Source organism: Paucilactobacillus suebicus DSM 5007 = KCTC 3549, from assembly GCF_001434475.1.
In the GTDB taxonomy this organism is placed as follows: domain Bacteria; phylum Bacillota; class Bacilli; order Lactobacillales; family Lactobacillaceae; genus Paucilactobacillus; species Paucilactobacillus suebicus.
In genome coordinates this window covers 1-15,410 of sequence record NZ_AZGF01000031.1, presented here as the reverse complement: position 1 = coordinate 15,410, position 15,410 = coordinate 1, and the positions used below count along the sequence as shown (strand labels likewise).

General features: G+C 36.0%; 13 protein-coding genes. 7 read left to right on the top strand and 6 right to left on the bottom strand.

The window, feature by feature from the left end:
* Window positions 1-94: 94 nt before the first annotated feature.
* The 4 genes from FD16_RS10255 to FD16_RS10240 all read left to right on the top strand — a co-directional run bounded on the left by FD16_RS10255 (window position 95) and on the right by FD16_RS10240 (window position 3,822).
* Window positions 95-943, top strand: a complete 849-nt coding sequence (locus tag FD16_RS10255; protein ID WP_010622333.1) for a hypothetical protein — start codon at window positions 95-97, stop codon at window positions 941-943.
* Between the two features lie 59 nt (window positions 944-1,002).
* Window positions 1,003-1,401, top strand: coding sequence for a hypothetical protein (locus FD16_RS10250; RefSeq protein WP_010622334.1), 399 nt, complete (start codon window positions 1,003-1,005; stop codon window positions 1,399-1,401).
* Window positions 1,402-1,530: 129 nt separating this feature from the next.
* Window positions 1,531-2,631, top strand: a complete 1,101-nt coding sequence (locus FD16_RS10245) for an Abi family protein (RefSeq protein ID WP_010622335.1) — start codon at window positions 1,531-1,533, stop codon at window positions 2,629-2,631.
* A 72-nt stretch (window positions 2,632-2,703) separates the two neighbouring features.
* Window positions 2,704-3,822 (top strand): site-specific integrase, encoded by a 1,119-nt coding sequence (locus tag FD16_RS10240; RefSeq protein ID WP_010622336.1) that lies wholly within the window; start codon window positions 2,704-2,706, stop codon window positions 3,820-3,822.
* 815 nt (window positions 3,823-4,637) lie between these two features.
* On the opposite strand, the gene FD16_RS10235 is transcribed toward FD16_RS10240, so the two are convergent.
* The 3 genes from FD16_RS10235 to FD16_RS10225 form a co-directional block, all read right to left on the bottom strand.
* Window positions 4,638-6,263, bottom strand: coding sequence for a glycoside hydrolase family 43 protein (locus tag FD16_RS10235; protein WP_010622337.1), 1,626 nt, complete (start codon window positions 6,261-6,263; stop codon window positions 4,638-4,640).
* 84 nt (window positions 6,264-6,347) lie between these two features.
* A complete protein-coding gene (locus FD16_RS10230; RefSeq protein ID WP_010622338.1) occupies window positions 6,348-7,811 on the bottom strand; it encodes an MFS transporter in 1,464 nt (487 codons plus the stop codon).
* Window positions 7,812-8,110: 299 nt separating this feature from the next.
* Window positions 8,111-8,896 carry an AraC family transcriptional regulator gene (locus FD16_RS10225; RefSeq protein ID WP_010622339.1) on the bottom strand — a complete coding sequence of 262 codons (786 nt, stop codon included), beginning with the start codon at window positions 8,894-8,896 and terminating at the stop codon, window positions 8,111-8,113.
* Between the two features lie 335 nt (window positions 8,897-9,231).
* On the opposite strand from FD16_RS10225, the gene FD16_RS10220 reads away from it, so the two are divergent.
* Window positions 9,232-10,455: an MFS transporter gene (locus tag FD16_RS10220; RefSeq protein WP_010622341.1), complete on the top strand. Its 1,224-nt coding sequence runs from the start codon at window positions 9,232-9,234 to the stop codon at window positions 10,453-10,455.
* Window positions 10,456-10,494: 39 nt separating this feature from the next.
* Here the strand turns inward: FD16_RS10220 and FD16_RS10215 are convergent, their stop codons facing one another.
* Complete coding sequence (locus FD16_RS10215; RefSeq protein WP_010622342.1) at window positions 10,495-11,112, bottom strand: histidine phosphatase family protein; 618 nt, start codon at window positions 11,110-11,112, stop codon at window positions 10,495-10,497.
* 56 nt (window positions 11,113-11,168) lie between these two features.
* Window positions 11,169-12,017 (bottom strand): aldo/keto reductase, encoded by an 849-nt coding sequence (locus FD16_RS10210; protein WP_010622343.1) that lies wholly within the window; start codon window positions 12,015-12,017, stop codon window positions 11,169-11,171.
* A 131-nt stretch (window positions 12,018-12,148) separates the two neighbouring features.
* Here FD16_RS10210 and FD16_RS10205 point away from each other — a divergent pair, with 131 nt between their 5' ends.
* Both FD16_RS10205 and FD16_RS10200 read left to right on the top strand, forming a co-directional pair.
* Entirely contained in the window at window positions 12,149-12,496 is a 348-nt protein-coding gene (locus FD16_RS10205) for an iron-sulfur cluster biosynthesis family protein (RefSeq protein ID WP_010622344.1), read from the top strand.
* A 202-nt stretch (window positions 12,497-12,698) separates the two neighbouring features.
* Window positions 12,699-13,652 carry a 2-dehydropantoate 2-reductase gene (locus tag FD16_RS10200; RefSeq protein WP_010622345.1) on the top strand — a complete coding sequence of 318 codons (954 nt, stop codon included), beginning with the start codon at window positions 12,699-12,701 and terminating at the stop codon, window positions 13,650-13,652.
* 46 nt (window positions 13,653-13,698) lie between these two features.
* Here FD16_RS10200 and FD16_RS10195 read toward each other — a convergent pair whose 3' ends face one another.
* On the bottom strand, window positions 13,699-15,072 hold the full coding sequence (locus FD16_RS10195) for an Nramp family divalent metal transporter (protein WP_010622346.1): 1,374 nt from the start codon (window positions 15,070-15,072) through the stop codon (window positions 13,699-13,701).
* Window positions 15,073-15,410 lie beyond the last annotated feature (338 nt).

Genomic DNA, 15,410 nt, shown 5'->3' with positions numbered 1-15,410 from the left:
CGGAGGGAATATAATTTTGTTAATATTATTAACTCATTCTTATATCGATTCAAGATGATTGAAGGTAGAAACTTTTATTGGGAGATGTGTGCAATTGAAAAAAATATCAATATTAATTGGTATCTCTTTTTTGTCGTTATTAGTAGGATGTGGTAATCAGGCTACCAAAAATGATACTGAGAAAGTTTATAATACAAAAGTTACAAAAGTATCCGCTAATGGCAGCTATTGGCATGTTCAAGGTACAACAAATGCACCGAGTGGTGCAAAAATAATTGTAACCCCTTCTTCAAGTAATGCCAGCAACTATGGTTTAAATCAAACAGCATATGCTGATTCAACCAGATACTCGATTGTAAAAAATAACAAGTTTTCCACTAACGTTGCGACTATTGGATCAAACAAATATTCTTATAATAATTTTAAAGCTGGTCAGAAGTCTAAATTATATATATTTGCAATTACAAACTATCATAAAAAAATTACACCACCAACAATATCTCAAAAAATAATAACAGAAGTAGCATCAAGCTTTTCTCCAAAAATCTTAACCACATATACTAGTCAAATTAACTACTTGAATTCTAAAAAAATAGAATCTTCTAACAGTAGTTCATCAAGTAGCATATCAAGTTCAGAACAATCATCAGTCTCTAATGGTCCATCTTATGAAAATAAACTAAATAAGCTAAATAAAGGCACAGCAGAATATGCAACATATGATAGTTCAACAAATACAGTAACTTGGACCGGATATGATGATTGGTCAAATTGGAGTAATGAAGATTTAGAGCGAACACTCAATATATTGCAGTCAATTACTATGAGGCAAGAAGCCAAATATGGTATCACTAATATCCGTATCGTAGTACAGCTACCTGATGGCACGGTTATTGCTAAAAACACGGATAACAATGAAGATTTACAGATAATTAGTAATTAGCTTTACGTCCACATTCCGATGACGCTAAAAGCTGAATTTATCCTAAGGAGGAGACAATAATGACCAAAGAAGACAGCAAATTTTACATATCAAATATTTTAAATAGCACAGATATATTAATGACAGGTGGAAAAGAATCTAGCATCAAATCTGGTGACTTTTTTGATATTATCGATGACAAGCCTGTAATAATTAGTAATCCAAAAACTGGAGAAGAAATTACCAGATATAACAGATTTAAGTATAAAATGCGTGTTACAGATGTTTACGATGGTTATTCAAAACTCACAGCGAGTTCTTTAACAGGCACTAGTTCTTTGATCAACAAATCTATTGCCGCTGGGTTAGACAAAAAGCATTTAAACATAGCTAATAACACAAAAGTTCAGGATGTACATTCAAGATACTCTTATAATGCAATATCAGTAGGAGATGAACTTGTTAAGGATAATAGCTAACCTAGATTTTAAATTGCAAAATTAACTATTATGTTGTATCATTCAGTCATGCGATGCACTCTGTGAGAGTGCTTAGAAACTCTTCCCCCATGATTGTATGATTTCAATATAATCATGGGGGTCATTTTTTTGGAAACAAATTCATCACAACCCGAATTCGATAAGCCCTTTTCAGATTATGAACATCAATTAACAAAGCTAAAAAGACGTGGAATATATTTTCCAGATTCAGAAAAAACGAACGTACTGTCTTTAATCAAGCAGCATGGGTATTACCAATTAATCAATGGTTATGCTGATGCATTTGAAATAAGTAATCAAAGTCATGAGAAGTCATATGCCAACGGTACCGAATTCAATGATGTTTTTGCACAATTCTATTTTGATCGTACACTTGGAAACCTTCTTTTCAGATATTTACTAAATGTTGAAGAAAACTTTACTAATTTACTCAGCTATGAAGTTGCAAAAAAGTTTGGTGTAAATAACTATTATGGATCTGATCTGCTTAATCAATTTCCGTCTGTAATGTCATATCTAGATATGAGACGTTATACTAATAGTAATACGAGTTCTTTAACAAAGCTTCATAATTTGTCTTTAAATTGTCAAAAAGATCCAACTAAGTGGTACAGAGAAAACTGTAATCATATACCGCCGTGGATATTATTAATGAATGCCGAGCTAGGTATAACAATTAACTACTTTAAAATTTTACCATTTGATATAAAAAAAGAAATTATCAGTAATCTGATTCCACCAGTTTTACAATACGAACAGTATGAGGAATACGAGTGTTCTAGGCGTTCTAGGCGTTCTGGGAGAGATTATTCTGAGCTTGATATACAATCAGGTTACTCTCATTTATTTGTTAATGGATTAAATTTGATGAGGGAATTCAGAAATTGTATCGCACACAACAATAGACTGTACAAATTTAGAAGTAAATTCACAGTGTCTTCATTAATCAGAAATATACCAAGATCGACAACGATTTACAGTACTGAAGAATATTATAATGGCATTGGCAAAAATGACCTATTTTCTCTGTTAATTTGGATAATAATATGCCAACCTAACAAGGCTATTAACCTACTATTTATTGATAGTCTTCATAGTACTCTTGAATCCTTTAAAGAAGCTGATCCTAGTAACAGTTTCTTTGTTGGCTCTGAATTACCAGGAGATTATTATAATAGGCTAAAAGAATATATAAACGATATTAGATAAATAAAAAAAGCCATATCCCCTCAACTTTGGCCGGTTCAAGGATATGGCTTTAGTTAGAAAGGATTAATCAATATGGCAAGTATAAAGAAACGTGGTACCGTTTGGCAAGTGCGTGTTAGCTATAACGATCAAGCCGGTAAACGTCATACATTAAATAAAAGCGGTTTCAGAACCAAACGTGAAGCTGAATTGTTTGCAACTGAAACACAATCTGTCATCAATAAAGATGAACTTACTGATGGTTCTATCTTATTCGCAAAATATTTTTGGGAATGGTTCACAGCGTATAAAGAATCCAGCGTAAGAGATCGTACACGAGCTACGTATGTTCAAGCTTATAACGTACTTGAAAAATATATACCAACGCTAAAAATTGAAGATATGGATAGATATACTTACCAAAAGTTCATCAAAGAATATGGAAAGACGCATGCAAAATCAACAGTTAGCAAAATGAATTCTTTGTATCATGCGTCAGTAAAAGATGGTATCTATGATGGATTCATCAAAAAAGACTTTGTAGCTGGCACCAACATGGTTTTTAACCGAGCAAACACACGTAAAGTCGACTATTTAAACATTGACGAATTAACCAAACTATCTAATTACTTGTTCAAAACTCGCAATCATAATTTCACATCAAAATATATGATTCTAACTGCTCTACTAACTGGTATGCGTCCGGGTGAAATTGGCGGCCTAAAATGGAAAGACATTAATTTCAATTTTAAAACAATAACTATTTCACAATCGTGGAATGAGCAAACAAAAGATTTTGAACCATTAAAAAATGAATCATCGCATCGAACAATTCGCGTTGATGAATGGCTTCTAGAGTTATTATCAGAATTAAAGAATAATCACAAGCTTGTATTCGTTAATCAATATGGAACTATTCCAACATCTGCGGCCGTTAATAAAGTATTAAGGCAATCGTTGAATGTGCTAGGCATAAAACGTAGAGGCTTCCATTTTCATTCATGTAGACACTCCCATGTTGCCTATCTATTAAGTAAAGGAATCGATCTCTACGCAATCTCAAAACGTTTAGGACATTCAGATATCGGAATCACTTCAAAAATATACTCATACATGATTGATGAATACAAAGCTGTAACTGATGAGAAAATTGTAACAGCTTTAGATAGCCTAATACCAAAAGATGATAGTTATGTTAAAGATAAAATTTAAGTTATTGAAACAACGCTCCAAATTTTGGAAGTGCACACGAGGTGCACACCACGTTAAAAACGTTGATATATAGGAACGTCTAAATCCTGTACTCTCCTTATTTAAAAATGCCAGAGCAATTTATAAATTAACTACAGAGCCTGCTATATCAACATTTAGCAGGCTTTTTTTGTTTTCCAAGAATGGGTTAAAAAGAGTTAAAATACCATTAATTGAGAGCGGCTTTGAGAGCGGTCGAATTTCACAAACTTTTTATAAGATACTAGATTACATAATTACTTGGTAATTATCTTTTCAGCGTTACAAAAATATTTTAGTTTAAAACACCTGAGAAGCTTTAGTTTTATGACTAACTAAAAAATCAAAATAATATTACACGTCACCAAATTTCTCATGATTGTTCATTTACTTTACTTACTTCAAAATTCGACTTGAGACTACGTTTCTTGCCGAATACTACAATTCTTTTATTAATACTTAGCGTTCTATCGTTATTGTGCTATTTTCCGTCTATAACCTTCTCATTGTTAAAATTAATCAGATTTATTAAAGCTGTCTAGCCTTGCCTAAATACTTTTTTCCACCTTGACGCGTATTCTGTAACTTGCTAATCAATAATTACCAAGACAAAGACTACAACAAAAAAAGCACTCACCAGATAGGATGAGTGCTTCGAATAAAAATACTTAAATTCCCACTCGAAAGGCATGGTTAGGTATATCACTAATTTACTTTAGACACTAGAGATCATTAAATAGCATTAAAAAAATCAGGTCCACACCCATAAGGTGTAAACCTGATTTAAATTTTTAACGTTATTCGTCGCCTAATTCCTTATAATCGAAGAAGTCAAACGTTGCTGGTTGTTTGTAACCGGCATAATCTACTGCTGCTAAGCCGACAAATGCACCGGTAAAGAAACCACCATAGTTCTGAAGAACGTAGTCATCTGACAAGATAGCTGCATCCAACGTTACAGGAACTTCATTCCATGTTTCACCATCAAATGAATATTCATACGTATACTCTAGCTTACGAACTTTCGTTCTGAACCAAACGTATTCTGTTCCTTCTGGAATCTTGATTGCATCGTCTTTCAAGAATGATGTGTAATTATTGTTGTCGTTTTGAGCAACTTCAATTACATGACCCTTCTTTTCATCCCATGTAATGTAGATCCATGACCAGTGCTTATCATTATAGAAGTTTGCTAAGCCAGCCATTTGTTGATAAGTGAATGGGTCAAACTTAACTTTGGTAGTGGCATCAAAGTTAAATGCTTGCCAACGTTGCGCTAAGAACGAAACATCAAAGGTACTTGCTAATGAACGTTGACCAATTAATTTAAGTTGGCCATCGCCAAATGATCCTGTTTCCTTAGTGAATGGTACACGTAATGTGTTCCAATCGAGATCAAGTTCTGGTTGGTCAAACTCATCATGACGTGAGTGATCTAGTGGCGCATCAGTAGTGATTGCATCCTTCGGTGCTTCTACTTCCACCTGTCCACCATGACCGCCAACAACCCGTGGCCATCCTTCGTCGTCCCATTCAACTTTTTGAATTGAAGTCTCACGACCAAGTGTGCACCAACCACGAGGATCATGTGATGACTCGTTAGGATGGTTTAATGGACGACCCATCAATGATGCATAGTACCATTCACCACCAGGAGTTTGTGCTAAAGCACCATGTCCTTGTTTTTGAATGTAAAAGTCAGGTGTATCAAAGTTGGTAATAAATGGGCCATCTGGTTCAGTCTCAAATGAATGTGCGTCCAACGTCTTCGAACGTGAAACCACTTCTTCATGAGTCCAAACTGTTCCACCTTGAGCTGCAAACAAGTAATATTGACCATTAATTTTGTACAGATGTGGACCTTCAACCAATTTAACGTCGGTCCCATCATAAATAGTACGAGCTGTTTCTGGTTTCAGATGCATGTCACTTGTATCAAATTCAGTCAACGTGATGCCATCAAATGGATGGTGGTATTCACGATGATCCCATGTTTGTTGAACAAGATACTTCCGCCCATCATCATCATGGAACAATGAAGCATCAAAACCAACGCCGTTAACGGCAATTGGATCGGTCCATGGTCCACGAATATCTGTCGCAGTGGTTAGATAGTTAGTCATATCCTTAAATGCGCCTTCTGTAATCTTAACATCAGTATAGATTAACCAGAATTTGCCATCGGCATACGATAAATCTGGTGCCCAGATACCACCTGATGAAGGATTGCCCTTCATATCAAGCAAGGTGGTCGTTGAAAGTGGTGATGGTAACAAGTTCCAGTGAACTAGGTCCTTAGATTCATGTAGACGAACACCTGGGAACCATTCAAACGTTGAGTTTGCAATGTAGTATGTGTCACCAACACGGATGAAACTAGGATCGGCATTAAAACCAGGTAAAACAGGATTCGTTAATTTCATTATGCATGTCCTTCCCTAATCAAAATAATCATCTTAATCATTGAGTTTTTATAATAAGACTGTGCCTACTTAAGAAAGTTAACTTTACAGTTCTCCTTCTTTTTTACGGTTAGTAATTTCAGCGTTAATCTTATCAACATCGTCATCACTTAATGGGTAACGGCTCATAATAAACATAGCAACAATTGCTAAGATGATTGGAAGCCATACCATTGACCAAGTAATACCATTTAATGCAGTTGCACTTTGTGTAGCCTTTGTTCCGTCAAAATGAGTAAATGCGTTGATGTAGCCTGGGATGATACCACCTAAAGCTAAACCAATCTTGAAGAACAGACCCATGATAGCGTTGATAATTCCGGCAACACGCTTCTTTGATTGATATTCACCATATGAAACAACTTCTGGAACCAATGACCACATGTAACCAGTTGCGGCTGTAATGCCCCATTGTTGTAAGAAACGACCAATGTAACCGAGAGCAACGCTGTTCTTAAATGAAGGCATCTGCCATACATATAAGATCAAAGTACCAATCATGAAGAGAATTAAGAAAATATAGAAGAATTGTTTCTTACCAATCTTCTTACGAATGATTGGCCATAAGAATACTAAGAAAATACCAGGAATTGAACCAATCAAGTTAATTGATGAAATCCATTCTGAGTGACCAATGTTGTATTGCATGTAGAATGGCCATACAGTGTTTCCAAAGAACATGAAAGTAAATCCAATCAGGAAGAACATACCCAATACTTGTAATGGCTTGTTACGCTTGATTTCAGCAAACAAATCTGAGTACTTAACAGAACTTGTTTCTTCCTTAGTAGGAAGAACACGTTCTTTGATTCCGAAGAATGTGCACATCAGAAGAATGAAACCAATGACCATGTAAATTGACATAACCAGGAAGTAAGCACCACCAGCATGTGGTGATGTGTAATCACCAAGGTTCATGTGGATACCGAAGAAACCAATATCTTTAGAAACCTTGTCTGGTGAAGCTAATTGAACAAATAATGGCAAGAATGTGTAAACAAGTAAGTTACCAATGTTAGCTTCAGTCATACGAACTGTAGTTAAAGTTGAAACTTCGTCATTATCACGAGTCAATGAAGCGTTCAATGAACCATAAGGGATGTTAACCAATGAATAGATTAAAGCAGTAGCTAAATATGAGATGAACGCATAAATTACGTTACCGCGAATAGCTGGAATTGGTAAGAACAGTAAAGCACACAATACTGTTAAAGGAATCCCCCAATATAGAAGATAAGGACGATACTTACCTAACTTAGGATTACGCTTATCAATAAATGCACCAACCCATGGATCCCAGAACACGTTACACCAACGAACGATTAAGAATATCGTTGCACCGGCGGCAGCTGAAATACCAAACACGGTTGTAAGATAAAATAATAGCATTGAACCAACAGTACCAAAGATTAAGTTTTGGGCTAAATCACCGGCACCGAAACTGATACGTTCACGCCAAGATAATTTCGCAAACTCATCGTTTGCTTGGGTCTTTGGATTTGACGCCATAATTACAAACCTTCCTTTCACTTGCAACAAAGTAACACCGAGTAAATAGAGATAATAATAAGATAGCGCTATCAAAACACTCGTTATTTATGTTAGTTTTAAAAACAAACTAACGAGCTTATAACTCTCTGCAGGATGAATTACAAACTAACTCGTGTCGATATGTTAATTGTATTCGCTTTCAACGATTAGGTCTATATCTGTTTATAACGGTATTTTGTCAAATTGTGAACTAGATGTGAACGAATGATCAATAAAAAAAGGATTGGTAATTTATTGATTTACCAATCCTTCAGCTATTATTCAAAAAAGCCGCTCTCTTTAATTGCTCTTACTTTACGCTTATGCAACACTTGTTGTTGATATTTACTTGGAGTTAAATTAGCCCATTTTTTAAACTGTTTAGAAAAGTTAGATAAACTATTAAAGCCAGTCATATACGCAACTTCTTCAATTGAATAGTCCGGAATTCCAAGCAACATTTTGGCCTTACTATATTTTTGTTCTTCAATAAAGTGAAGCGGCGTACTTCCATAAACCCTTCTAAATACACGATGCCCATATCCAGTACTGATATTTAAAGACTGACATATTCTACCAACATTTAAAGCTTCAGGTTCATTATTATCGATACCATTTTCAATCAAAGTAGCCATCGACCTAGCAACTTGTGCTTCTCTTTCAGTATATTTAGCCGAATTTTTATTACTAAACTCGGGTAGACTATGAATGATTTGAATCAAGAAATTATAGAACGTTATTTCAATTCGCAGATCCCGCTCTTCTCTGGTTAGATCCTTGTCACCCGTATATCCTAACATTTCCTTTAAAGTATCAGATGCAACCTTTGCAAGATCATTATCTGACATAATTGGTATATTTGCGATATCTCTAATTATTTCTGCACGCAGCTTTAAACTCTCAATGTTAAAGTGAATGCAGCAATATGTCATGCTTTCAGACTTACTGGCATTGTAGTTAACATGCAGTGTCCCTGGTGAAATAATAATTACATCCCCTGGTCCATAAGTCACTGGGGTTTGATTTTTGATCTGTGTAGTTTGATGGCCATCAACGACACACATTAACTAAAATGCCTGATGCTTTTGTTCAAAAAACGTCCACCCGCCAGCAACAGTTCTTAGGTGACCACCGAACATGTGTAAACTCGATTCAATGACTGGAAACGGAGTAAATTTTGCCATAGCTACATCCCCCAAACTTTGCGAAAACTTCCACACTAGTCAGATTGTATTCGTTTTCAATATTCACGTCTACGACCTATTATATCCATTATTTGTCAAATAATGAACCACAACGCCTTGCTTATTGAAATATTAATTTCCAATTCACATTTCAATTACTCAACATCCGGGTTTATAATAGCAGATGCATAAATTTAAATCTGGAGTGAAAATATATGTCTACCCGCACCAAGCTTCCTCAGTGGAAGAGAAATTTGTACGCTTTATGGATTGGTAACTTTGCCACAGGAGCAGGTGCTAGCATGAGCCTACCGTTCCTACCATTATTTATCAGCACACTAGGTAATTTTCCCAAGTGGGAATTAACACTCTACGCAGGTATTGCTTTTTCAGTTACTTTTTTGAGTCAAGCAATCGTCTCACCACTATGGGGCAAGATGGCTGATAGAACTGGCCGTAAGCCTATGTTAATGCGAGCTGCGATCGTTATGACAATCACTGCCACATTAACCGGTTTATCTCCCAATGTGTGGGTCTTAATCTTTTTACGACTTCTTCAAGGTGCTTTTTCTGGTTACGTAAATAACGCTTATGCGCTGGTTGCAAGTGAAGTTCCAATTGATCAAAGTGGTGCTGCGATGGGGACGCTAACTACAGGTAATGTTGGTGGTCAGCTTATCGGACCAATTATTGGAGGTACCATTGCTGGTATTTTTGGATACAGAATTCCATTTTACATGTTTGGTCTGTTTATGTTGATCGCATCACTCATCACGTTATTTGGTGTTAAAGAAGACTTTGTTCCGCCTGTTAAAAGTAAAAATCAGAAAGATCAAAGTGCATTTGCGGGCGTCAAACAAATCCACGTTGTGTGGGCAATGATCATATCTTCTATGCTAATTCAAGCTGCCACCAATTCTATCAACCCAATTATCAGCTTATTTGTTAAGGAGTTGATGCATAACTCTGGCAATATCGCATTTGCCAGTGGGATCGTTGCAGCAATGCCTGGTATTGCAACGCTGATATCCGCACCACGCTTGGGAGCTCTGGGCGATCACATTGGTCCCCAAAAAGTATTGATTGCTGGGCTTCTTTTATCAGGTATTGCATTTTTACCAATGTTTTTTACGACAACCGTCATCATGCTTTGCGGCCTTCGTTTTGTTGTTGGTATCGCAGATGCAGCATTGTTGCCTGTCACTCAAACAGTTATGACCCTTGATACCCCTACCGAAGCAATTAGTCGTATTTTTAGTTACAACCAATCGTTCCAAGCAATTGGTTCGGTTATCGGGCCAATGTTGGCATCCGCTGTAGCCGGCATTTTAGACTATCGGTACGTCTTTCTTATGACGACAGTTCTTGTCCTCATTAACTTATCAGTTGTCCTGTGGGCGTACCGCAAGGATGGCGTCAAGCTTAAATTGAAACATTAAGTAAAAAAGCCCATTTTCAGTTAATTCTGAAATGGGCTTTTATTGATATACTCGATTAAAATAATTTAGCACTCGTTGATCACTAATTGCATCAACTGATATTGATGTCACACTACCATTGTCTGGTTCAGGAATCACAAACGGATCTTGTACCTGTAATGCAGCCACAACAAAACTTCTAATAGTGAATCCATGAGTAACCACAATAATTGACTCATCTGGAAAATGTTCAGTAATATCATTCATGAAATCACTCACACGATGTTCAACATCTTCAAAAGTTTCCCCATGAGCTACTGACGCATAGGCAGGAACAACATCCCCTGTTTCATTGCTAAACAAGTCAGGATAATCATTTTTTAATTCACTTTTTAGGTGGCCATCCCAGTCTCCATATGAAATTTCAAGAATTCTAGAATCTTCTTGATAAGGAAGATTGGCATCTTGATTTAAAATCGCTGCCGTTTGTTTAGTTCTAATCAGTGGACTAACAATGATTCGATCAGCAAAACCAATATCAAAATGCTGATGCAATTCTTTAATTTGAAGCTTACCCGTATCATTTAAATATGAAATTGACGTATTTGTAATTCCCTGGCTAATTCCCTTAACATTGCCAAGAGTCTGGCCGTGGCGCACTAAGTAAAATTTTGTCATTGACGTGCTCCTTTATAAATAGTGTCACTATCATATCATAAATTATTAATCAAATACTATCCCTGTGTTGCATTATGCATGTGCATTGGAGCTGTATCTGGTAAGTCGTTCAATATTTTCATATCAGCAGAGCTGATCGAAAAGTTTAACTCTGCATTTGATTCAATATGCGCAGTTCCCGTTGCTTTTGGTAATGGTAACACACCATTTTCAATACAAAAACGTAATGCCAACTGAGGTACTGACACACCATACTTAGCAGCCATTGCTTTAATTTGATCATTATTAACAAGATCTCCAGTTGCTAGTGGTGAATATGCTTCTAGCAAAATGCCATTTTCTTCACTAAAGGAAGTAATTTTTGGTTCAGTATATCCAACGTAGTATTGAATTTGATCTACCATTGGTGCAACAGTCGAGTTTTCAAGAATATTTTTTAAATCATGAACGTTAAAATTAGAAACGCCAATTGATTTTGCACGTCCAGAGGACAAAATCTTTTCCATTGCTCTCCAAGTTTCAACATTATCACGATCATGATCAGTGCCGATTTGTGACCATGGCCATGGTGCATGTATCAGATACAGATCCAAGTAATCTAGACCTAGGTTGTTTAATGTCTTATCAAATGCCGACAATGCCCCATCATACGTTTTAATTTGTGCTGGTAATTTAGATGTGACAAAAATTTCTTCGCGATTGATTCCTGAATCCCTGACCGCTTTGCCAACGCTACTTTCGTTATTGTAGGCTTGGGCAGTGTCGATATGTCGGTAACCGACCTCTATTGCATTTGAAACGGCATCATATGCTGTTTTACCACCAGAAATCTGCCAAGTTCCAAATCCCACCTTCGGAATCTGCAGCCCATTTGGTAATTCAAATGTCTCAGTAAGAATACTCATTTAACAACATCTCCTTTGACGCAAATATTAACACAATTGAAAGCGTTTGCGAATGGATTGAGTATCTTTTATTGACTCCTTTTTTTAACCAGTTATACTAACACTAAAATAACTATTCTGAGGTGATTATTATGAAACTGACTGTTACAGACAGCGCAAACAATGTAATTCAAGAAAAAGCGGTTAACAACCCAATCATTCTGCTAAGTTATGATGATGGCGTTGGTCCCTATTCACCACATGGACTAGAGGCACTACAAATTGCTTTTAAGATCGTATTAATCAGTAAAGACATGCAAAAGAAAGACTATGATCTCCCGATAGAATCGAACATTGGTACAATCTACGCAAAAGGATATTCAAAAAGATTTTTAGGATCTAATTTAAAGATTGATTTCAATGCAAATTATCATTTACTCACACTTTCCGATGATGGAGAAACCATTGAAGATAATTTGCAAATTGAAGATTATCGTTAATCAAACCAGTCACTAATAAGAATGTTAGTGGCTGGTTTTACTTTTTTGTTATTTCAAAATAAGTAATTCAACAATTTCTTTGAAACTGATTAGAAATGGATAAAGATGTTGTCATATTAATTTCAATATGTCTTTACAGGTATTATCCTTAAGTTACAGATAATTTTATTGAAACACACAAAAAAGAATTGGAGGTTATACCATGAAAATCGCAATTGCTGGTGCCGGTGCACTGGGAAGCCGATTTGGCTTTATGTTACAACAAGCTGGGAATGATGTAACTTTAATCGATGGATGGAAAGACCATGTGGAAGCTATCCGTCGAAATGGTTTAAATGTCACAATTAACGATAAGACTTTCAACGTCAAGATACCTACAAAGTATCCATCTGAAGTAACAGCTGATATGAAAATGGATTTGATCATTGTATTCACGAAATCAATGCAACTAGATGATATGCTTCAAAATATCCAAGCAATTATAACCGATCAGACAAGCATTTTGTGCTTACTAAACGGTATTGGTCACGAAGACATCATCGAGAAATATGCTTCAAAACAAAATATTTTTCTTGGTAATACTATGTGGACCGCAAGTCTGGTTGGCCCCGGTCACACACAGTCGTTTGGTGACGGAAGTATTTCTTTACAAAATCTCGTCGATGGACATGCTTCTGAAGCAAAATATTTAGCTGCATGCCTATCTGAAGCAGGTTTAAATGCCGAATACACTGACAATATTCACTACTCAATTTATCGTAAAGCCTGTGTTAACGGAACAATGAATGGGTTATGCACGCTATTGGATGCCGACATGGCCGCTGTTGGTGCGACTAGAATGGCTCATAAAATCGTAACTACTATTGTTAACGAATTTGCAGCAGTCGCAAAACACGAAAATATTGATTTAGACACAAATGAAATCATTGAACATGTGGAAAGTTGCTACGATCCGAAAACAATTGGTCACCATTATCCATCAATGCATCAAGATTTGATAAAGAACCATCGGTATACTGAAATTGACTACATTAACGGGGCAATTTCACGTAAGGGACAAAAATATGGTATTGCCACCCCTTACTGTGACTTCTTAACAGAGTTAATTCACTGTAAAGAAGATATTGTTCTAAAGAATGATCCAGTTATAAACTAGAAAGTTAATAAAAAGGATTCGAGAAAATTTTCTCGGATCCTTTTTATTATTTAACGATTCCCAGTGTCTGCAGGAGTAAGTATATATTTAAGCCAATCAGCACAATGGTAGCAAACCAAGAAATAATTCTTAGCCACATTTTATTAGCAAACTCTCCCATAATTTTTTTACTGCTAGTAAAAATTACCAGTGGAATAATTGCAAATGGCAGTGCAATACTTAAGAACACTTGAGAAAAGGTCAGTAGCTTCTCGATTTTTCCTTCATTACCATGGTAGTAGATCGCAAATATCAATACCGGAGTAACAGAAAGTAATCTGGTGATTAAACGTTGAATCCACAATGGAACCCTTAGTCTTACAAATCCTTCCATAACAATCTGGCCTGACAGTGTGCCCGTAATTGTTGAACTTTGACCAGATGCAAGGAGTGCAATCGCAAACAGCATACTTAGCATCGGACTAGCAATTGCACCAACAATTTGGCTATCACTCAATGCCTTAAACAAATCTACAAACCGTCCTACAGAACTATTTGTACCATAGAACAAAGCAGCTCCCAAAATTAACAATAGGCTGTTAACAATAAATGCTACAGTTAGTTGAATGCTTGAATCAAGCGTTGTAAATTTAATTGCTTTCGCAATATTACGATTACTGGAACGATCAATTTCACGTGTTTGAGAAATTGATGACCCTAAGTACAAATCATGTGGCATCACAGTCGCACCAACAATCCCCAAAGATAAGTAGAGCATCGAATTATTAGTTACAATTGAAGTAGATGGTACATACCCCTTTAAAATACCGCCCATGCTTGGTTGAGATAGAATAACTTCATATGCAAAAACAAGAACAATTACAGCAACTAAGGTTGCCACAATCGCTTCAATCTTGCGAAATCCCATCTTCATCAGCAATAGCAAAAGTAGTACGTCTAGGGCTGTAATCATAATACCCATTATGAGTGGGATTTTAAAAATTAACTCTAAAGCGATCCCAGAACCAATAATTTCAGCAACATCAGTAGCCATAATTGCCAACTCAGCAACAACCCAAAGACCAATTCGAACTGGTTTATTTGTACGCTCACCGGTCATTTGTGCCAAATCTTTCCCCGTAACGATTCCAAGCTTAGCGGACATTGCTTGAAGCATCATCGCTATCAGACTAGAGATTAAAATAACTGATAGTAAGCGGTACTTGAATTGTGCCCCACCAGAAATGGAGGTGACCCAGTTACCAGGATCCATGTAGCCAACGGCAATTAAAATACCTGGGCCCGTGTATGCTAAGAGTGTACGCCAAAAACCGGCATCAGTTGGTACGTGAATGCTTCCGTTGATTTCATCAAGACTTTTATTGCTGGTATCTATAGATTGAACCACACTTGTCTTGTTATGTTCATTATTCGTTTTCATATTAACTCCTCTTTTCTATTTAAAGTAGAAATTCGGTGAATCAATAAGTATAATTACTCGGATGATTAAATTGATGTAACTTTAAGCTTATCTACAAGATCAAATTAAATACGTTTAAAGTTATATCAATTAGTGTGCGATTAACAATTGCTTACACTATCAATAAAACAATTATAACGCGTAAAACCTCCCTAAAGTAGCCTAATACTTATCCAAAACCTAGACAAATATATCATGTTTTAGTTCTAAATCCACTTTTTTCTCAAAATTAATTGTTTTTAAACAAAAAAATGCCATGAAATTAAAATTGGTTCTTCGTCAAGAAGTACTGATAGAAA